Annotated in this window: 12 protein-coding genes, 4 pseudogenes and 1 other annotated feature; of the genes and pseudogenes, 7 read left to right on the top strand and 9 right to left on the bottom strand. The window is 40.5% G+C overall.

What is annotated here, in order from left to right:
• From F907_RS19520 to F907_RS19440, 6 genes and pseudogenes are all read right to left on the bottom strand, one after another.
• Window positions 1-2,999, bottom strand: a pseudogene (locus F907_RS19520) (hypothetical protein); the annotation flags it as partial.
• Window positions 3,000-3,359: 360 nt separating this feature from the next.
• Window positions 3,360-4,579, bottom strand: a protein-coding gene (locus tag F907_RS12220) for an IS3-like element ISAba19 family transposase (RefSeq protein ID WP_087486619.1) whose coding sequence is annotated in 2 segments (ribosomal slippage) — window positions 3,360-4,303 and window positions 4,303-4,579 — 1,221 coding nt in all. Because the reading frame shifts where the segments join, the coding sequence is not laid out codon by codon here.
• Window positions 4,188-4,304: a sequence feature (AL1L pseudoknot), on the bottom strand. It overlaps the preceding gene by 117 nt.
• 47 nt (window positions 4,580-4,626) lie before the next feature.
• Window positions 4,627-4,731 (bottom strand): ESPR domain-containing protein, encoded by a 105-nt coding sequence (locus F907_RS0117920; protein WP_032861902.1) that lies wholly within the window; start codon window positions 4,729-4,731, stop codon window positions 4,627-4,629.
• Between the two features lie 411 nt (window positions 4,732-5,142).
• Complete coding sequence (gene tpgA, locus F907_RS12230) at window positions 5,143-5,934, bottom strand: trimeric autotransporter adhesin/peptidogylcan-associated protein TpgA (protein ID WP_016651715.1); 792 nt, start codon at window positions 5,932-5,934, stop codon at window positions 5,143-5,145.
• A 60-nt stretch (window positions 5,935-5,994) separates the two neighbouring features.
• A pseudogene (locus tag F907_RS12235) lies at window positions 5,995-9,477 on the bottom strand (YadA-like family protein); the annotation flags it as partial.
• A gap of 7 nt (window positions 9,478-9,484) precedes the next feature.
• A pseudogene (locus F907_RS19440) lies at window positions 9,485-9,967 on the bottom strand (ESPR-type extended signal peptide-containing protein); the annotation flags it as partial.
• A gap of 481 nt (window positions 9,968-10,448) precedes the next feature.
• On the opposite strand from F907_RS19440, the gene F907_RS12245 reads away from it, so the two are divergent.
• The 5 genes and pseudogenes from F907_RS12245 (at window position 10,449) to F907_RS12270 (ending at window position 16,571) form a co-directional block, all read left to right on the top strand.
• Window positions 10,449-11,036, top strand: a complete 588-nt coding sequence (locus F907_RS12245) for a 5-formyltetrahydrofolate cyclo-ligase (protein WP_032861984.1) — start codon at window positions 10,449-10,451, stop codon at window positions 11,034-11,036.
• 144 nt (window positions 11,037-11,180) lie between these two features.
• Complete coding sequence (lon, locus tag F907_RS12250) at window positions 11,181-13,610, top strand: endopeptidase La (protein ID WP_016651711.1); 2,430 nt, start codon at window positions 11,181-11,183, stop codon at window positions 13,608-13,610.
• Between the two features lie 318 nt (window positions 13,611-13,928).
• Window positions 13,929-14,408: a 23S rRNA (pseudouridine(1915)-N(3))-methyltransferase RlmH gene (rlmH, locus tag F907_RS12255; protein WP_005243309.1), complete on the top strand. Its 480-nt coding sequence runs from the start codon at window positions 13,929-13,931 to the stop codon at window positions 14,406-14,408.
• Between the two features lie 99 nt (window positions 14,409-14,507).
• Window positions 14,508-15,281 carry a DODA-type extradiol aromatic ring-opening family dioxygenase gene (locus F907_RS12260; protein WP_005243310.1) on the top strand — a complete coding sequence of 258 codons (774 nt, stop codon included), beginning with the start codon at window positions 14,508-14,510 and terminating at the stop codon, window positions 15,279-15,281.
• A gap of 190 nt (window positions 15,282-15,471) precedes the next feature.
• A pseudogene (locus tag F907_RS12270) lies at window positions 15,472-16,571 on the top strand (META domain-containing protein).
• A gap of 88 nt (window positions 16,572-16,659) precedes the next feature.
• On the opposite strand, the gene gdhA reads toward F907_RS12270, so the two are convergent.
• Complete coding sequence (gene gdhA / locus F907_RS12275) at window positions 16,660-18,006, bottom strand: NADP-specific glutamate dehydrogenase (protein ID WP_016651708.1); 1,347 nt, start codon at window positions 18,004-18,006, stop codon at window positions 16,660-16,662.
• A gap of 388 nt (window positions 18,007-18,394) precedes the next feature.
• Between gdhA and F907_RS12280 the strand changes: the two genes are divergently transcribed.
• Both F907_RS12280 and nth read left to right on the top strand, forming a co-directional pair.
• A complete protein-coding gene (locus tag F907_RS12280; RefSeq protein ID WP_005243313.1) occupies window positions 18,395-19,192 on the top strand; it encodes an RnfABCDGE type electron transport complex subunit B in 798 nt (265 codons plus the stop codon).
• Complete coding sequence (gene nth / locus F907_RS12285) at window positions 19,193-19,879, top strand: endonuclease III (protein WP_016651707.1); 687 nt, start codon at window positions 19,193-19,195, stop codon at window positions 19,877-19,879. It begins immediately after the preceding gene.
• Here the strand turns inward: nth and F907_RS12290 are convergent.
• Both F907_RS12290 and adk read right to left on the bottom strand, forming a co-directional pair.
• A complete protein-coding gene (locus F907_RS12290) occupies window positions 19,876-20,061 on the bottom strand; it encodes a hypothetical protein (RefSeq protein ID WP_016651706.1) in 186 nt (61 codons plus the stop codon). The two genes, nth and F907_RS12290, sit on opposite strands and share 4 nt — an antisense overlap.
• Window positions 20,062-20,122: 61 nt before the next feature.
• The gene (gene adk, locus F907_RS12295; protein WP_004801251.1) at window positions 20,123-20,776 is read right to left on the bottom strand and encodes an adenylate kinase; all 654 of its coding nucleotides are present in this window, start codon (window positions 20,774-20,776) and stop codon (window positions 20,123-20,125) included.
• Between the last annotated feature and the right edge of the window lie 31 nt (window positions 20,777-20,807).

Here is a 20,807-nt window from a genome sequence, read left to right as displayed (position 1 = left end):
GCACCATCAATGGTGTTCGATCCGGTGCCACCAATGTTACTTGTGGTGATCGCACCTGTGGTTGCATCAATCGTAGTTGAACCACCAATTGCATTCTTCACGCTGTCCGCGACACCGTGTAACTGGCTACCATTGATTGCATCGGTTGAAGTTGAATTGACTGCACCCGCTTTCACATTAGTCAAAGTTACTGGTGTGGTTGAACCTGCTCCACCTAAAGTCACTTTGTCTTTGGTCAATGGGTCATCGTATTTAACCGCTGCATCATCTGTTGCTTTTTGTGCATCGCTGACTGCTTGCAATTGATCTTCTGTCGCTGCTTGACCTGAGACTGCTGTACCGTTCCAAGTCTTGTTACTTAAACCGTTGATCGTATTGGTCGCTTTATCAACCACCACACTGCCTACAGTCACTTTATCGAAGTTCACGTCTTTTGCAGTCGCGACTTGATAGTTGCTTGAACCATCAGCATTGGTTGTTGGGGTGACAACCACGTTATCACCTGCTGTAACGGTTGTTTTCGCTTTGGTTGCGGCATCTTTAACGCTGGTGATTGCACCATCAATGGTGTTCGATCCGGTACCACCAATGTTGCTGGTGGTGATCGCACCTGTAGTTGCATCAATCGTGGTTGAGCCACCAATCGCATTCTTGACGCTATCCGCGACACCGTGTAACTGGCTGCCGTTGATTGCATCGGTTGAAGTAGCATTCACCGCACCCGCTTTAACATTAGTCAAGGTCACTGGTGTGGTAGAGCCTGCTCCACCCAAGGTTACTTTGTCTTTGGTTAATGGGTTGTCGTATTTAACTGCTGCATCATCTGTTGCTTTTTGTGCATCGCTGACTGCTTGCAATTGATCTTCTGTCGCTGCCTGACCTGAGACTGCTGTACCGTTCCAAGTCTTGTTACTTAAACCGTTGATCGTATTGGTCGCTTTATCAACCACCACACTGCCTACAGTGACTTTATCGAAGTTCACGTCTTTTGCAGTCGCGACTTGATAGTTGCTTGAACCATCAGCATTGGTTGTTGGGGTTACAACCACGTTGTCTCCAGCTGTAACAGTTGTTTTCGCTTTGGTTGCGGCATCTTTAACACTGGTGATCGCACCATCAATGGTGTTCGAGCTTGTGCCACCAATGTTACTTGTGGTGATTGCACCCGTCGTTGCATCAATGGTCGTGTTGCCGCCAATTGCGGTCTTAACACTATCCGCTACGCCTTGTAACTGACCACCATTCACCGCATCTTTAGAACCAGATGTTATCGCGCCATTCGCAACATTACTGATCTTATTGTTACCCGCATTGATGCCTGTCTTACTGATACTTGGACTATTGGTAACAGGTGTTGTTCCATCTGCCTGTACAAAACTCAAACCATTGTTGTTAATAACTGTACCACCAGCATTAACACTATCAAATTTTACAGAGTCTGCTGTTGCAACAGTAATGCTAGTTCCTGTCCGAGAAAGCTTAATATTTTTGCCATCAATAAATTTAACTTCTGCGTCTTTACCTACGACTGCAGCAGTATCCGAATTGGTGTTTAACTTCCATGTCTGATTTTCTAAGCTAGTTGTACGATTATCAATATTCGTAATAGCATCACCAACATTCGTTTTTGTAGTACCACCTACATTATAAGTTGGGGTTGTAACTGCCCCCGTCGTTGAATTATAAGTTGAACCACCACCTAAAGCAGCAGCAGTATCAGCACCTTGCTTATCTGTTATTACTTTGAATTGTTTTAATTGCGCAACTGTTACGCCATCAGAGTCTACGGCACCATCTGCCAAATTAGTTAGACGACGTTTAACATTGTTAGTGCCATCACCAACTGAAATTGTTCCTTGTGTTGTTGCCCCTACATTTGTTAAAAATGAAGAGCCTGTTTGTGCGGAAGCAACTGATTTTTGCCCTAATGCAATACTATTATCACCTGTGACTTTTGCCTCTGCTCCAATAGCAACACCTGACGTAACACTACTACCAGCTCCTCGCCCAATAGATACAGCATCCGTTTTTGTTGCAATAGAACCACTACCAATTGCAACAGAACCTTCTCCACTTGCTAACGATGTACTACCTATAGCCAAGGCATTATTTGCTAGTGCAGCTGTTGCAGTACCAATAGCAATCGCACGCTGTCCTAATGTGACTGACCCGCCGTGTCCTAAAGATTGATATAATGCATTCGCTTGTTCAGCGGTTAAAGTTTGTCCGTTGTATGATCCACCAGTAATCGCACCAACTGTACCTGTCGTTGCATTACCAGTTCCAGCAGCCTGATTAATTGTTATTGCAACACCATCCACTGTTCCAGTTAGCGTACCGGCAGTCCCTCCTAGGGTATCTTTTACTGTATTAGAACCATTAAAAACTCGAGAACCGACCGTTTTATTAGTTATTGTACCTTGCCCTAAAGACGTTGCTAATTGAATAGGTGCATTTGTACCGCTTGTAACATTCGTTGCACCATTACCAATAGATAAACTTTGTTGTCCCAATGCGGCACCACGGACACCAACCACTGCTGCACCTTGTTCTGTTGCACCAGAGAAGGCCCCTATAGTCATCCCTTCATCTTTTAACGATTGAGAACCACCACCAAAAGCAATTGCGTCCCGCCCAGATGCTTTCGTTTGCCCAACAGTTTGATATGCTGCCCCAGCTTGGCCAGCAACTACAGAAGCATTATCAATATCAGGTGAACCAATCGCAATACCACGATAACCTGTAGCTGTTGCTGAATGGCCAATAGCAAGAGCACCAGTTCCTGTTGCTGCAGCTACATTACCTATAGCTTGAGCATAATCTGCAGTTGCAGCAGATTGACGACCAATTGATAAAGATGTATTTCCTGTCGATAAAGCCGCGGCACCTATTGCTACTGCAGCAACATTATTTGCAGTTGCGTATGTCCCTATAGCAGTAGCTAATCCCTGATTTGCATTTCCAGCAGAAGCACCTGTACCAATCGCAGTATTACCACCAGATGTAGTATCAAAAGTTACTCTGCTGTTACTAGTACTAGTATTATATGGATTGGATCTATCCGCAATTACAGAGTCCTTTGCTCCAGCAATACTAGAACATCCTATTGCTACTCCATTTGTAGTAGTCGCAGATGCTGTACAAGTATTAATATTGGTAATATTAGACCCACTTTTAGTCGGGGTTCCACTAACCTCAGTACCTGCATAAACCCAATTAGGGGCAACAATAGTAATTACTGCTAATGATAAAGTCTTTAAATTTATTGTTTCGGAATGACTCTTCTCATTAGACTCTTCTACAGTCGAAATTCCCCCAACTGAACCGTACCGGGTTTGTCGGAGACTTTTTTATTTAAGTTAAGCCACCTGACCTAACGGGTTAATCTTATCATAGTACATTGCTTCAAACTCAAAAGGCGATACATAACCCAGTGCACTGTGTACACGCTTTTTATTGAACCAATCTACCCAGTTTAGTGTCGCAAGTTGTACATCTGCTAAACCTTGCCAATCTGCTTTTAAATATTCAATCACCTCTGTTTTGTATAAGCCATTCACCGTTTCAGCCAGAGCATTATCGTATGAATCACCCGTTGTACCGACTGATGCTCGTAAATTTGCTGCTTCTAAACGATTGGTATAGCGAATGGAAAGATATTGCACACCTCTGTCGGAATGATGAATCACATTCTTTGGCATGCCTCGATCATGCAATGCTTGCTCTAATGCATCAAGCACCATATCTGTATTCATCCGTGTAGATACTTTCCATCCAACAATTGCTCGTGAGAACACATCAATAACAAATGCGGTATATACCCAGCCTGAATGAGTTTGAATATACGTAAAGTCACCCACCCATAGTTGGTTTGGATGATCAGCATTAAAATTACGTTTCACTAAATCATCTGCCCGTTTTTGGTCATCTCGGTTACGGGTGGTTTGTTTATTCTTACCACGCCAAACACCTTGTATACCTAGCTTTTGCATCAATCGAGCAACTGTACAACGTGCAATAACATAACCCTCACGTTTCAATTTTTGCCAAACTTTACGTACACCATATCGACCTGAACTTTCTTTCCAAATTCGTTTAATTTGTTCAGCATGATACTCATCATGTAGATCTCGTTTCGCTCGATGTTCTGGATTGTCAGTGAGATCTAAAGTTCGGTAATAGGTTGAAGGTGCAATCGGTAAAATTCTACAAATCGCTTCAACACCATATCGATCTTTATTGTTATGGATAAAATCCACCATTATTTGTGTGGGCGGTCGAGCTCCGCCTGGGCGAAAAAAGCGGCTGCTTTACGTAGAATTTCATTGGCACGTTTTAATTCTTTAATTTCACGTTCCATTTGCTTCATTTTTTCTTGGTCAGATATCTGTTGTACTTTGGCAGGATTTAGTTGATCCAGATGCTTTAAATACCAAACACGCAATGTTTCAGGAGTACAACCGATTTTAGGAGCAATAGCTGTGATTGCTGCCCAAGTAGAAGGATAATCTTTTTCAGATTCAATTAGTAATTGAACCGCTCTTTCTCTAATTTCGGGGGTATAGTTTGGTTTTGTCATCGGGATAGTCTCTCAGAATATTGACTCTCCGACAAACCCGGTACGGTTCAAACCTTCCCGTTACTACCTTTTACTTTTCCCTTAGCAAGTTCCGAAACCGCTACCCAAGCACCCAATGAGGCGTTCCATACAACCTTATAAACCTTATTCATAATATTTTTCCAAACGCAGATAAAAGTTACAACGTGTTCACTTATGTGTACAAGTCTGTCTATTAAATAAAGAAATGTAATTTATTACTATTAAAATAACTTTTTTAAAATGAGATGTAAATCACATTAGTACATGTTGTACATCTATCAATTCACCAATTTAAATTAAAATTTTAATTTTTATTTCTAAAATTAAATATTACAAATCAATAGTTAATTTTTAACTACAAGTAAAAAGTAAATCGCATAATCTTCACATTATGCAAATTTATATACAAAAAAAGTCGATACATGACGTAAATTGACATTCTCCTCCTAAATTTATGTTCAAATTTCGCATTAATATTTGTATCTAAATGTCAAAAATAAAAAAAGCCAGCATAAATGCTGGCTTTTCTGATTTGAAAAATTTTACCAAGTCACATTAACGCGTCTATTCGGAGCTAAACAGCCAACCAATTGTGCATTTGCCTTATTACCTGTACATTGCTGATATATATCAGTTTGGCTATTGGCTTGAATTTGAATACGATTTGCATCAATACCTTCATTCACCAATAATTTTGCCACTGTATTGGCACGTTGTGATGAAAGTTGCTGATTATAAGCAAACTTACCTAATGGGTCAGCAAAACCTGCAACTAAAATTGGTCCAGTTGAATTACTTTGTTTGATACGCTGTGCAATTGAAGTTACAGAACTAGAACCTTGTTCGATCGCAGCAGTATTAAAACGGTCAAAAGCAAAGAATACACTTCCAGAACGTGTACCATTTACATTTGCATCATTTGGAACTTGGTTATTCGCACCCCAAGCCATTAAGCCCTCACATGCTTCACCTTTCCAAGACAATCTTTCCGAAAGATACTTCTTATCGAAATCGACACGTAATTGGCAACGTAAATAGTCTTGGCTATTTGGCTGACGAATATCTAAAACATAGTTCCAAGTTTTTACAAAGAATACGCCTTCGCTAAATTGAGGATGGCCCAAAATGTGACGAATTTGATCTTTGGTCAGACCTGTGTCTAAACGTGCAACATTATCATATTCATAACGCTGTACTTGTTTTAAATAACTTTTCTCAACCGCTGGAAATTTAATTTCTTCTTGCTGAGCCACAACTTCTTCTTGTGCAAAAGTAGTGGTTGTTGTTAAACCGACAAAAGTTGCCATCATCAAAATTTGAATATTCTTGTTCATTTCTTTACTCACAATATCTGTTGGATAAGGAGAGTCTAGGACTCTCCTTATTGAGGGCAATTAGTCAATAATTGTACTTACACCAATACGTACCAATGGGCTACCTTGGCTGCCTAAAGCAGCACCCGTTGTCAATGACCAGCGACCATTATCTGCAGTACGACGGAACGTCACACCCACTGCATTTTGATCGTTATAGTAAGCCGCGCCGACTGCCATAGTTAACTTACCTGGCACATAAGGTGCTTGCTCAAGTGCAGCTGTCGCAGCAATACCCGCAGACATTTTGTCTTCCAAATTGTCGATACGTTTGTTGGTGTCGTAGAACACTTGTTGTAACTGATCACCAAGGTTGTTGATCTTGTTACCCAACTCTTGATTTGATTGATTCAAAGTTCCAATCGCATCATTGATATTGTTCTTACCTGTACCACCGATATTGTTGGTCGTAATACTGCCATCTTGATTAACAACAGTCTCTCCACCAATGCTGTTCTTTATACTGTTCGAGATGTTATGGATCTGGCCACCATTCACGGCTTGGTTAGAACCCGCTTTGATTTCACCGTCCTTAACACCTTGCACCACACGATCACCATCTTTACCGGCCATATTGATACTTGTACCGCCTGTATCTTTACCAACGGTAATTTCACCATTTGGCGTCTGTTGCTGAACTAGGCCAGACTTACCATTGTTGATGTTATTGATGTTGTTATTGATGTTCTGAATATCATTTGAGTTTTTATCAACTTGCTTCTGAACATCCCATAACTGACCACCATTTACAGCATCTTTAGAGCCTTCTTCAACCTTACCATCAGCAACATTTTTCAGGTTTGTGCCTTTATCACCACCACCTAAAGTCACAGAGTTTTTATCAACATTGCCATCTTTGTCTTTGTCATACTTCACAGCGTTGTCTGACAAGTCACCGATTTCTTTGCCAATTTGATCTTTAACATCATTGATTTGCTTATCAAGCTGACCTTTATTGACCGCATCTTTTGCATCAACACCATCAGCGACATTGATAATTTTCTTACCACCTGCATCAATACCGTTAATTGTGATACTTGGACCACCCTTAATCGTTAAACCATTGTTATTAATAACGGTGTTGCCAGTCGTGATACTGTCGAACTTCGCATCTTTCAACAATTCAACTTTGATACCATCTGCTGTGGTACGGGTAATCACGTTTTCACCGCTGGTTTTGTCTTCTGCTGTTGCAGCATCAGCGCCACCAACAATGTTTAACTTCTCACCCAACTTACGATGAACATCTGCACCTGCATTACCTGCAAAGTTCAGACCTTTATTGGTCAGATCATTAACACCTGTAGTAACTTTGTCATCTACCGACTTGATTGCATCATTGATGTTGTCTTTACCAGTTCCACCAATGTTATTGGTCGTGATGCTACCGTCTTTATTAACAGTCGTATCACCACCAATGCTGTTCTTGATGCTGTCAGAAATATTCTGAATCTGACCGCCATTCACTGCATCTTTAGAACCTTTGGCAATTGAACCATCAGCAACATTGCTAATGACTTTATTACCTGCATCGATACCATCTTTGGTAATGCTCGGACCATCTTTAATGGTCAAACCATTATTGTTGATGACTGTATCACCAGTGGTGATGCTGTCTAACGTTAAGTCTTTTTTGGTCGAAACTTCGTAGTTGGTACTACCATCTTTATTGGTCGTTTCTTTAACGACAATGTTATCGCCTTCAGTTACTGTTGTTTTTGCTTTGGTTGCAGCATCTTTAACATCACTAATTGCATCATTGATGTTATTTTTACCCGTACCACCAATGTTATTGGTCGTAATGCTGCCATCTGGGTTTACAACCGTGTTTCCACCAATACTGTTCTTGATGCTGTCAGAGATATTTTGAATCTGACCACCATTCACTGCATCTTTAGAGCCTTTGGCAATTGAACCATCAGCAACATTGCTAATGACTTTATTACCTGCATCGATACCATCTTTGGTGATGCTTGGACCATCTTTAATGGTCACACCCTTGTCGTTTAATACCGTGTCGCCAGTGCTAATGCTGTCAAACTTCGCATCTTTCAACAATTCGATCTTGATACCATCTGCTGTAGTACGTGTGATCACGTTCTCACCGCTGGTCTTGTCTGCTGCTGTTGCAGCATCAGCACCACCCACGATGTTTAACTTCTCACCCAACTTACGATGAACATCTGCACCCGCATTACCTGCAAAGTTCAGACCTTTGTTTTCCAACTCAGTTTTGGTGTTGTCAATTTTGCTATTGAGTTCAGTTTTAGTGTTGTTGATCGTATTATTTAACTCAGTTTTCGTATCCGTAATCTGAGTTGTTAACTGATCTTTAGTGTCGTTTAACTTGTTGTTGGTATCCGTAATTTGGTTACCTAAGTCTTTCTTCGCATCGTCCAACTTAGTATTGGTATCAGTAATCTTGCCATCTAAACCGTCTTTTACTTTAGTTAACTGGTCAACATTAACTGCATCTTTACCATTTTTACCATCAGCAACATTGCTAACAACTTTATTACCCGCATCAATACCATCTTTAGTGATACTTGGACCATCTTTAATGGTCACACCCTTGTCGTTTAATACCGTATCGCCAGTGCTAATGCTGTCAAACTTCGCATCTTTCAACAATTCGATCTTGATACCATCTGCTGTAGTACGTGTGATCACGTTCTCACCGCTGGTTTTGTCTGCTGCTGTTGCAGCATCAGCACCACCCACGATATTTAACTTCTCACCCAACTTACGATGAACATCTGCACCCGCATTACCTGCAAAGTTCAGACCTTTATTTTCCAACTCAGTTTTGGTGTTGTCAATTTTGCTATTGAGTTCAGTTTTGGTGTTATTGATCGTGTTGTTGAGCTCAGTCTTGGTATCTGTGATCTGATTACCTAAGTCTTTCTTTGCATCGTCTAACTTGTTGTTGGTATCCGTGATTTGGTTACCCAAGTCTTTCTTCGCATCGTCTAACTTAGTATTGGTATCAGTAATCTTGCCATCTAAACCGTCTTTTACTTTAGTTAACTGGTCAACATTAACTGCATCTTTACCATTTTTACCATCAGCAACATTGCTAACAACTTTATTACCCGCATCAATACCATCTTTAGTGATACTTGGACCATCTTTAATGCTTAAGCCATTATTGTTGATGACTGTATCGCCAGTCGTGATGCTGTCTAACGTTAAGTCTTTTTTGGTCGACACTTCGTAGTTGCTACTACCGTCTTTATTAGTCGTTTCTTTAACAACAATGTTATCGCCTTCAGTTACTGTTGTTTTTGCTTTGGTTGCAGCATCTTTAACATCACTAATTGCATCATTAACGTTATTTTTTCCAGTCCCGCCAATATTGTTTGTTGTAATACTACCATCTGGATTAACAACAGTATTTCCACCAACCACATTTTTAATATTCTGCGTGTTCTGAGTGACACGACGATCAACATGCTTAAGCTGGCGTACAGTAACAGCATCTGAGTCAGCAGAACCATCTTCAACATTGGTAAGCCGCTGTACCAATGGCAACACCTGCAATATCTGTAGTTGTTGCATATGAACCAATCGCTGTACCAAAATTATTTTGAGTCGTAGCACCAGTGCCTAAACTAATCGAACCACCTTGTTTCTGCGCACCTTCAAATGCGCCCGTCGAATTGTTGTATGGGTTTTGACGATTCGCAATATTTGAAATCCCGGTACCTTGAGTCTGTGCACCACAACCAATTGCGATATCACGATTTCCAGATGTACTTGCTACGCCTTCACGACATTGCGTATTTGTTCCCGAAATTGACGTTCCAGATCCTGTCCCTCCATCTGTACCCTGCGCAGCAAATGCAGCAGAAGAAAAAGTGACTGCCCCAACCAAAACCGCAGCAGATAAATTGAGAACTTTTGATTTGGTTTTTGTTTTACTTTTTGCCAGTTCAGATGTTGCAACCCATGCGCCAATTGATGCATTCCAAACCACTTTATAGACTTTATTCATAAAAATTCTCAGATCATTACTACAGTTATTGATGGTCTAAAAATGCCAGAGAGCATTTTTAGTTTCGGTGCCAAAAAAAGAGTCGCGGATGCTAATAAAATCGAGTAAATTGGTAAAGATTCTGTAAATATTGATATTAAAAATATGAGACATATTTCTCATATTTGCAAAAAAATACATTTAACAAATATATGATTTAAATCACAAAAACCTAAAAATGTTTTATTTTGTTTTCGTTTTGTTTTATTTTATAAAGAATGTGAAAAATAGAGTAATAGCTCCATAAGTCATAATAAAATAGTAATCAATACCCAAAATTCTCATTAATTATTGGAATAAATCATTGAATGTTTATTTGTTAGAAAAAATATAAATAATACTGCGAATTTAAAATTTTACTTATAAATAACAGATTCTTTACTTTTAGAATTTACTGTGTAAATCAAGTATGATGGCTTTATCAAAACTAGTTTTTATCCTTATGAGCCATACATTAAACTCATTAAGAAAACAACTTCGCTCAGCAAGAAAGCAAGTTTCTCATTACCAACAAAAACAGGCTGAACAACAAGTTCTATTTCTACTTAGACAATCACCTAAATTTAAAGCCGCATCAAAAATTGGACTTTATTTACATGCCTTTGGAGAGCTACATACTGATAAATTGATAAAGCTTTGTTTTAAAAATAATAAACAGGTGTTTTTGCCCATGATTTGTAATATGAATCAGCATTTAGTTTGGGTAAGAGTGAGTTCTAGCCAATACTTAAATAGACGGTTTTCTCATCACCCATTCGGGATGAAAGAACCGATGGCGAGTCGCGGAAAAAATGTCTCTCATTTAGATCTACTCATCCTGCCGCTCTTGGCCTGTGACCATCTGGGAACGCGAATCGGTATGGGTGGAGGTTATTATGATCGAACGTTGGCGACGGCCAAACATCGCCCCTATCGACTCGGTCTTGCCCATGCCTTTCAATATGTAGATCAACCTTTATTAAGACAAAAATGGGATCAACCACTCAATGCTTTGCTTACCCCTAAAAAATTTCATTATTTCAAGCCTTAGCAGGTTATTTTTTCTTATTTCCGCAATGAATCTTGAGTAATTTAGTCTTTTTTTTATATTTTCTAACCCCACCCCCTTGTATTTTTTGAAATGCACATCACTATAAAAACATGGCAACACCGTTGTCACTCATTAGGAGTGCCCATGTCTGAATATATTTTAAATAATGAAACAAGCTTAGAGCCACAGGTTCCAAGTGTATTACCACTATTAGCGTTACGTGATGTTGTGGTGTATCCACACATGCAAATCGCGCTATTCGTGGGTCGTGAAAAATCGATCAATGCAGTGGATGTGGCTCGTAACAGTGACAATTTAGTATTTGTAGTTGCGCAAAAAGATTCGCTCACAGAAGAAATTGATCACGATAATCTCTATCAATATGGAACTGTGGCCAAAATCGTACAGGTTGTAAATCATGAAAATGATGAAAACTGCATTAAAGTACTGATTGAAGGTCTGCATCGTTCTAAACTTGAACGTATTATTGATGGCGAAGAATACCTAACAGCTGAACATCGTTTAAGCCCAATGACATTACCTTTGGATCAAGAGACCCAAGAGACTCGCTTAAATGAATTGCGTACCCTATTCGCTCAATATGCAGAAGCGAAACTACGTAATGCACGTGAACTCGTTGCAGCAGCAAATAAAATCGAAGACTTATTACAACTCATGTTCTTCGTTGCAACGCGTGTGCCTTTAAATATCGAAGTGAAACAAAAGTTTTTAGAACACGACGAATTTGAAGACCACTTGCAAGAGTTAATGAGCTATTTGATGAATCAATCTGCTGAACAGCAAATTGAGCAAACGCTGCATGACAGTGTAAAACGCCAAATGGAAAAGAACCAACGCGAATACTTTCTAAATGAAAAGATGAAAGTCATTCAACGTGAGCTTTCCGATATGAATGGCGGTGCTGAAGATGACGTTGCCGAAATTGAAAAACGTCTTGCTGAAGCTGATTTACCTGAACACGTCCGCAAAAAAGCTGAAGCTGAGTTTCGTAAACTGAAAGCGATGCAACCTGCGTCCAGTGAAGCGGCGGTGGTACGTAACTATCTAGAAGTGATTTTAGATACACCTTGGAACAAAGCCAGCAAAGTCAGTATTAACCTTGCGAAAGCCCAGGAAATTCTGGATACAGATCACTACGGCTTAGATGACGTTAAAGATCGTATTGTTGAATACTTGGCGGTTCAGTCTCGCGTTAAGAAACTCAAAGGCCCGATCTTATGCTTGGTCGGCCCTCCAGGGGTTGGTAAGACTTCTCTGGGTGAATCCGTTGCCAAAGCAACTGGTCGTGAGTTTGTTCGGATGGCACTCGGTGGTGTTCGTGACGAAGCTGAAATTCGTGGTCACCGTCGTACTTATATAGGTGCGATGCCAGGTAAAATCGTACAGTCATTGACCAAGGTTGGGGTGAAGAACCCATTATTCTTGCTCGACGAAATCGACAAGATGGCTCAAGACTACCGTGGTGATCCAGCTTCTGCATTGCTTGAAGTCCTTGATCCATCACAGAACAGTAAGTTCAATGATCATTACTTAGATCTTGATCTTGACCTTTCAGAAGTGATGTTCATCTGTACAGCGAACAGTATGAATATTCCTGAAGCCTTACTGGATCGTATGGAAGTGATTCGTCTACCGGGTTATACCGAAGATGAAAAAGTGAATATTGCTGAACGTTACCTTGTTCCAAAAGCAATCAAGAACAATGGCCTACGTACAAAAGAGCTAACTGTTCATGAAGAAGCAATCCGCGATATCGTACAACGTTATACACGTGAAGCCGGTGTCCGTAGCTTAGAACGTGAAGTCTCTAAAATTGCCCGTAAAGTCGTGAAAGAGGCCGTCAGCAAAAAGTCTAAAAACTTACAGATTGACGTCACTTCTGCCAATCTTCCTGAATACCTAGGTCCACATAAGTTTGACTTCGGTATTGCAGAAGATGAAGCACAAGTGGGTCGTGTCAATGGCTTGGCTTGGACTTCAGTCGGTGGTGAGTTACTCACTATCGAAGTAGCAGCAGTAAAAGGTAAAGGTAAATTCATTACTACCGGTTCACTCGGTGATGTCATGAAAGAATCGATTACCGCTGCGATGACTGTGGTACGTACCCGTGCCGATGAATTGGGAATTGAAGCATCACGTTTTGAAGAAACAGATGTCCACGTTCACTTACCTGAAGGTGCAACACCAAAAGATGGTCCATCTGCTGGTTTGGCACTGACCACTGCCCTTGTTTCGGCATTTACAGGTATTCCAATTCGTCCAGATATTGCGATGACAGGTGAAACGAGTCTTGGTGGTCGTGCGATGCGTATTGGTGGCTTGAAAGAGAAACTTCTTGCAGCTCACCGAGGTGGAATTAAACTGGTGTTTATTCCACAAGATAACATCCGCGATTTAGCCGAGATTCCTGACAATGTGAAAGAAGGACTAGAAATCAAAGCAGTGAAAAGCATTGATGAAATCCTACCTTTAGCTTTGACAGACACGCCAAAACCTTTACCGAAGACACCTATTGTGAAACCGGTAGAAGATGCGAAAGCTGCACGTCACTAAGTAAATGATTGTAAATAAAAGAGAGCTTCGGCTCTCTTTTTTTGTTACACAATGCGGTTGAAAAATAACCAATATCTTGCATAATAAAATAGAGTCGATAAAAATAAAGGCTAAATTTGACTCTGAACTCATTTTAGCGTCATCCGAACTCCAGACGGATGACACTTTGATCGCAGCTCATACGCATTTTGAGCTGCGTTTTTTATGAGTCATTTATTTGAGTCTTTTGTATTATTTATGACTAGATAAACCACGCCCTTCCGCCATAAACCAGTAACAGCGTTATAATAGCTGTCATTTCTTTAATCAAACGCGCTTATGAAAATTCGCATTCTCACCATTGGTCAAAAAATGCCGGCTTGGGTGTTAACTGGGTTTGAAGACTATTTCAAACGTATTCAACCCTTCGTGCAAACGCAAGTCATTGAGCTCCCAATGGCAAAGCGTGGGAAAAATGACTCTGCAGCCGATATTTTAAAATATTGCCAAATTGAGGGTGACAGCATTTTAAATGCACTTAAGCCCAATGAGACTTTGATCGCTTTAGAGGTGGGTGGTCGCGAACTGAGTACAGAAAAACTAGCTGACACGATGAAGCAATGGATGCTCGAAGGCAACGATATTGCGCTTGCGATTGGTGGACCTGATGGTCATTCCGAAGCTGTCCGTAAAACTGCAGCTTGGCATTGGTCACTGTCAAAACTCACCATGCCACATCCAATGGTTCGAATTCTTCTCATTGAACAGCTTTATCGTGCCATGAGTATCAATCATAACCACCCTTATCATCGGGCTTAAACTGTTCTGATTTTAGAACAATATGTTGAATTTTAAGGGATATCATTGCTGTACAGAATTTGTCAGGATAATCATATATTCCCTTTCAGGTGTTTATTTATGGACTTGCAGACTTTACCCGGATTATTTATTTCTCATGGTTCGCCCATGCTAGCACTTGATCCCGAACAAGTGGGTCCTGCACTGTATCGCCTGAGTAGCAACTTACCCAAGCCTCAAGCAATTATCGTCATGTCAGCACATTGGGAAAGCCAAGCTTTAGAAGTCAATACCTCAACACGCCCAGAAACCTGGCATGACTTCCGCGGCTTCCCACCTGAGCTCTACAATATCCGCTATCCTGCAGCGGGTGCACCCAAACTGGCAGAAGAAATATTAGCTTTATTTGCCGAAGCGGGTATTCCAGCTCATGCAAATAGTACTCGTCCACGAGATCACGGCGTTTGGATGCCGCTTTTACACATGTATCCAAATGCGGATATTCCCGTGATTGAAATTTCACTGCCTCTTTATATGAGTGCTGATGATATCTACCGTATTGGAGAAGTGCTTTCACCTTTACGAGCACGACAAATTCTGTTGATTGGTTCAGGCAGCATCACGCACAATCTAGCTGAGTTATCATGGCATGCTGATGCCGATGTACCCACATGGGCCAGTACGTTTCGCAATACTGTCGTCAGTAAACTTAGTCACCAAGATTTTGATGCTGTACTGAATTGGCCATCATTGCCTTATATTGAGCGTAATCACCCAAGCCTTGAGCATCTTGCACCACTATTCTTTGCAATGGGTACGGGTCATCGTTTCAATATTGTGCATAGTAGCTTCTCGATGGGTTCATTGGGAATGGACATTTATCGTTTTGACTAAATAACCAACTACATCACAAAATTACAAAATAGGCTTGAACCAAATAGCAGCAAGCCTATAAATCTTCTATATTTTCCAAAATTTTACAAATAGAAACATTTAACGAACTTAACTCCTAAACGGATACCATGTTCTCTTTTTAAGAATACTTTAAGCTTATGTCTGTTATTTACTTATCGTTGTTTTGAATATGAAAATCAAATATTTAGTTCTTGCATTACTTCCGCTTTCGTTAATGGCGTGCCAAACTGTGCAAAATGTGACTGATAATGTAATTTCTCAAATTAATACAACTGCTGCAAAAAACTTAGTTGAATATAACTGGACTTATCAAGGTTCTAAAGCATCAAAACCTTTGGATTTAATGCTGATCAACAACTTGCAATCCAAACAGGTTGTAATAACCAAGGTGGTACTTGGAAAATTGAAGGCAATAAAATTGTAACCTCTCCACTTGTATCTACCATGATGGCTTGTGCTGATGATTTAATGCAGCAAGAACGTTTATCTGCTGACATCTTTAGTGAGAAAAAAGTACCATTTGAAATCAGCACAGTGAATGGTCAAGCTATTTTGACTGTAACAGATAGCAAAGGTCAAAAACATGTATTTACAGGTGCAAAAGTGGCAAATAGCAATGTATTAACCAACTACACATGGTCATATCAACCTGCTGATACTAAACGCCCAATCGTATTAAGCTTCTTGGACAATGATCGTTTATCTGTAAACACAGGTTGTAACCGTCTCAACACATCATGGAAAGTTGAAAATGGTTTGATCGTTACAGGTGATGGCGCATCTACATTAATGGCATGTGAGCCAGCATTGATGAAGCAAGAACAATTTGCAGGTGAGCTTCTACAAAAACGTCAAATCGCGTTTGAAGTCAATGCAGCGAATCCAGAGCAACCAACCTTAGTGATTGCTGATGCCAAAGGTCAAAAATATACTTTTGTAGGTAAAATGACACCTGAAGCAAAATACCAGTCTGAAGGTAAAACAGTTTTCCTCGAAATTTCACCAGAAACTAAATCATGCACAGGTGTTGCACCACAAACCTGTATGCAAGTTCGTGAAATTAAATATGATGACAAAGGTTTAAAAACTTACGCAGACAAAAACTGGTCATTGTATTACGGTCAAATCGAAGGTTTTGAGCACAATCCACAACAACGTGTGATTGTACGTGTTAAACGTTTTGACATTAAAAACCCTGCTGCTGACCAATCAAGTATTGCAGACGTACTCGATATGGTTGTTGAACAAGAAATTGTGAAAAAACCATAATTTAATCGTATATATAAAAAATCCGATGCTTTGTCATCGGATTTTTTATGGCAATCCCTCTTTAATAAAGAAGGATTGAGAGAGATTTTTAATAAATTCCCTGCGCGAGAATGGCATCGGCAACTTTTACAAAACCCGCAATATTCGCACCATCGACATAGTTGATCGTACCATCTTGCTGAGTCCCATATTTGACACAGTTGCGGTGAATCTCTTTCATAATCGCATGCAAGCGTTCGTCGACCTGTTCAAATGACCAGCCCAAACGATTCGCATTTTGCGACATTTCCAGACCCGAGGTTGCAACACCACCCGCATTCGAGGCTTTCCCTGGCGCATACAAAATCTTTGCTGCAATAAATTTTTCAACGGCAGCAAGCGTTGATGGCATATTGGCACCCTCTGCAACACAGATAACACCATTTGCCAATAAAGTTAGAGCATCCTCAGCACCCAACTCATTTTGAGTTGCACAAGGTAACGCGATATCAGCAGGAATATGCCACGGTGTTTTTCCTTCAAAATATTCAAAACCATGTTTCGAAGCAAATTCGGAAATACGACCACGTTGGATATTTTTCAGATCCATGACTTCTTCCAGCAACGCTTTCGTAAAGCCATTTTTTAAATAAACCGTGCCATTTGAATCCGATAGCGTAATGACTTTAGCCCCTAAGAACATCGCCTTTTCAGCAGCATACTGTGCAACATTGCCTGAACCTGAAATCGATACTGTTTTATTGGCAAAGCTCTCACCACGGGTTTTCAGCATTTCCTCTGCAAAATATACTGTGCCATAGCCTGTCGCTTCTGGTCGTGCCAATGACCCCCCAAATGAAATCCCTTTGCCTGTGAATACGCATGAGGTGTCGTTGCTGAGTTTCTTCATCATGCCTGTCATATAGCCGACTTCACGGCCACCGACGCCAATATCTCCTGCCGGGATATCTGTATTCGAACCTAGATGTCGATATAACTCAAGCATCAAGGCTTGGCAAAAACGCATAATCTCAGCTTCAGATTTGCCTTTAGGGTCAAAATCTGCCCCTCCTTTGCCACCGCCCATAGGTAAAGTTGTTAGTGAATTTTTAAAGGTTTGCTCAAAACCTAAAAACTTTAAAATAGATAAATTAACAGAAGGATGGAAACGCATCCCGCCTTTATATGGTCCAATCGCTGAATTGTATTGCACACGAAAACCACGATTGACATGAGTCTTGCCTTGATCATCCATCCATGACACGCGGAATTGAATCACCCGCTCAGGTTCAACCAATCGCTCTAACAAACCATACTGAGCATATTTAGGGTTCTTCTCAATAAATGGCCACAAGCTGGTCATGACCTCTTCAACCGCCTGTAAAAATTCAGGCTGATAAGGATCTCTCGCTTTAACATAATCCAGAAAGTCATTTAAGCTATTGTATTTCAACATTCACCCCCGAGTGCATGAATTATCTTGGTGCGAAAAATGCACCAAAACAGGATTCTGTCCCTATTAAATACAGATTACTATTTCATCACAATATTTTTTTTACATTTAACTTTTTTATCAATTAAAATCATAAACTTGAATCAGAAAATGTTCGTTATTTATATAATAAATATAAGTAAATTTAGTTTAAAAAAATACCAATATTTTCATCCCACCTCTCAAGAAACTCCATTTATACATAAAAATGCACCAAAAATTTTCACTATTAGCACCATTGTTAAGCATTCCATTTTTTCTATTTTTCATTTTGATATTTGAGATTGCGTCGCCGTGCTAAAGCATTATTTGCTATACTAAGCTCCCTATTTTTTTGCTTCATTCTTGATACATGTCACCTTCTGCACAACACGCACTTATTGTCCAAATTGACCAGCTTTTACCACAGACACAATGTGGTTTATGTGGACATCGTGACGGCTGTTTACCTTATGCAAAATCAATTGCTGAAGGTGAAGAAGCAAATAAATGTGTGCCTGGTGGACAGCCCGTTGCAGATGCACTCGCAGCGTTATTAAAACGTGCTCCCCTAACAGCTGAACCGAGTGTTTGGGATATTCAAGCTGATGGTCGACCACAACGGATCAAGGCAGTCATTCGTGAAGATGAATGCATTGGCTGTACCAAATGTATTAGTGCCTGTCCTGTCGATGCGATTATTGGTAGCGGCAAATTAATGCACAGCATTTTGACTGACCTGTGTACTGGTTGTGAATTATGTATTCCACCTTGTCCTGTGGATTGTATTGATCTGGTTGCAGATACCAAGCCATTACCAACCACAGACCAACGTACAGCTGAACAGGATGATTTAAGACAGCGTTATTACGCCCATATCCAACGCGAAGAAGCACGCCGTCTCAGCCGTAAAGGGCCAATTGTTCGTGCAGAAATTGATGTTGAATTCTTTGCTCAGTTCTCTCAAGCATTGAACAATGTTCCTGTGATTACCCTGACGGAGAAACCCAAAGAAAGCACGACGTTGGATGCAAAAACAACCATTGAACTGGCTAAACTACGCACCCAAGTTAAAAAACTGGAAAAGCAGCTCAGTGTTCGTGCCGATGAGTCAAAGCAAGCACAATTGCTTGCTTTACAACAACGTTTAAATGAATTGCAGGACATCTAAATGCCCGTAAAAAATATGACCAAAAAGCAGATTCAGACTTTTTTTGAACGTTTGCGTGAACAACGACCTCATCCACAGACTGAGCTGAACTATTCCTCTCCTTTTGAGTTACTGATCGCTGTGTTGCTGTCTGCCCAAGCAACCGATGTTAGTGTCAATAAAGCAACGGATAAACTCTATCCTGTTGCCAATACCGCTCAGGCTATATTGAATCTTGGGGTCGATGGGCTAAAACAATATATCAAGACCATTGGCTTATATAACTCCAAAGCCGAAAATGTGATTAAAACCTGTCAGATCCTGGTCGATCAATATCAAGGGCAAATCCCAGAAACACGCAAAGAGCTGGAAGCCCTGCCCGGTGTTGGGCGTAAAACAGCAAACGTAGTGCTCAATACCGCCTTTGGTCAACCGACCATGGCAGTTGATACCCATATTTTCCGTGTAGGCAATCGTACCGGACTCGCGGTTGGAAAAAATGTTTTAGAAGTCGAAGATCGCTTGATTAAAGTGATTGCGAAAGAATTTATCATCGATGCACATCACTGGCTGATCTTGCATGGACGTTATTGTTGTATTGCACGTAAACCCAAATGTGGTGAATGTATCGTTTCCGATGTTTGCAACTGGCCTGATCGATTTGAATTTGGTGCCAATAAAACCATTGCAATAAAAAACCTCAGTTAATCCTGAGGTTTTTTATGCTGTTGCAGTTTTGGATGCAGTTGGCGTGCTTTGCCATTTTTCTTATTTTCTAAAGCTTGCTGCTGTTGTACATGGCGCAGCATTTTTTGGCTTTGATACAATAAAAACAACAGTAAAACGATGCTGAAAATTACAACTAAAATCAAAACAACTTTTAGTAGCATAAGCCTTCTCCAAATAAAAAGAGCCCTATCTTCAGAGCTCTTTTATAATCAGCAACTTAGATTATTTATCTAAGATTGCAAATAAATCAGCTTGAACGTTTTCGATTGCACGCAAACCATCTAACTTGTCATAGGTCGGGGCATTTTCACCAGAAGCAGCACGACCTTGATAGAAGCCAACCAATTGCTCAGTTTCACTGTGGTAAGACCCTAAACGCTTGCGAATCGTTTCTTCTTGATCATCTGGACGTTGAACAAGGTCTTCACCTGTTTCGTCATCTTTACCTTCCACTTTTGGTGGATTGTAAACGATGTGATAAACACGGCCAGATGCAGGGTGCTGACGACGGCCAGAAAGACGTTGCACAATCTCTTCGTCAGGTACAGCAATCTCAATCACGTGATCAATGCTAATTCCAGCTGTTTCTAATGCTTCAGCTTGTGGAATCGTGCGTGGGAAACCGTCAAAGATACAACCATTTTCACAATCAGGCTGAGCAATACGTTCTTTAACTAAGCCAATAATCAGCTCATCAGAGACTAAACCACCTGACTCCATGACGCTTTTCGCTTTTAAGCCAAGTTCAGTACCTTCACGAATTGCAGCACGGAGCATATCACCGGTTGAAATTTGTGGGATATTGTAGCGCTTACAGATCAACTGAGCTTGAGTACCTTTGCCTGCCCCAGGTGGTCCGAGTAAAATAATGCGCATAAAAGAACATCCTCATTTAAAAACAGTAAAT

Source organism: Acinetobacter colistiniresistens (assembly GCF_000413935.1).
In the GTDB taxonomy this organism is placed as follows: domain Bacteria; phylum Pseudomonadota; class Gammaproteobacteria; order Pseudomonadales; family Moraxellaceae; genus Acinetobacter; species Acinetobacter colistiniresistens.
The sequence above is the reverse complement of the archived record's forward strand: the minus strand, read 5'-3'. Positions and strand labels throughout refer to the sequence as shown.

Excerpts from the sequence above, each read along its gene's own strand:
- F907_RS12245 (WP_032861984.1), top strand. The coding sequence starts at position 10,449 with ATGAGCCATACATTAAACTCATTAAGAAAACAACTTCGCTCAGCAAGA.
- F907_RS12260 (WP_005243310.1), top strand. The coding sequence starts at position 14,508 with ATGGACTTGCAGACTTTACCCGGATTATTTATTTCTCATGGTTCGCCC.
- F907_RS12290 (WP_016651706.1), bottom strand. The coding sequence starts at position 20,061 with ATGCTACTAAAAGTTGTTTTGATTTTAGTTGTAATTTTCAGCATCGTT.
- rlmH (WP_005243309.1), top strand. The coding sequence starts at position 13,929 with ATGAAAATTCGCATTCTCACCATTGGTCAAAAAATGCCGGCTTGGGTG.
- gdhA (WP_016651708.1), bottom strand. The coding sequence starts at position 18,006 with ATGTTGAAATACAATAGCTTAAATGACTTTCTGGATTATGTTAAAGCG.
- adk (WP_004801251.1), bottom strand. The coding sequence starts at position 20,776 with ATGCGCATTATTTTACTCGGACCACCTGGGGCAGGCAAAGGTACTCAA.
- nth (WP_016651707.1), top strand. The coding sequence starts at position 19,193 with ATGCCCGTAAAAAATATGACCAAAAAGCAGATTCAGACTTTTTTTGAA.
- F907_RS12280 (WP_005243313.1), top strand. The coding sequence starts at position 18,395 with ATGTCACCTTCTGCACAACACGCACTTATTGTCCAAATTGACCAGCTT.
- tpgA (WP_016651715.1), bottom strand. The coding sequence starts at position 5,934 with ATGAACAAGAATATTCAAATTTTGATGATGGCAACTTTTGTCGGTTTA.
- lon (WP_016651711.1), top strand. The coding sequence starts at position 11,181 with ATGTCTGAATATATTTTAAATAATGAAACAAGCTTAGAGCCACAGGTT.
- F907_RS0117920 (WP_032861902.1), bottom strand. The coding sequence starts at position 4,731 with ATGAATAAGGTTTATAAGGTTGTATGGAACGCCTCATTGGGTGCTTGG.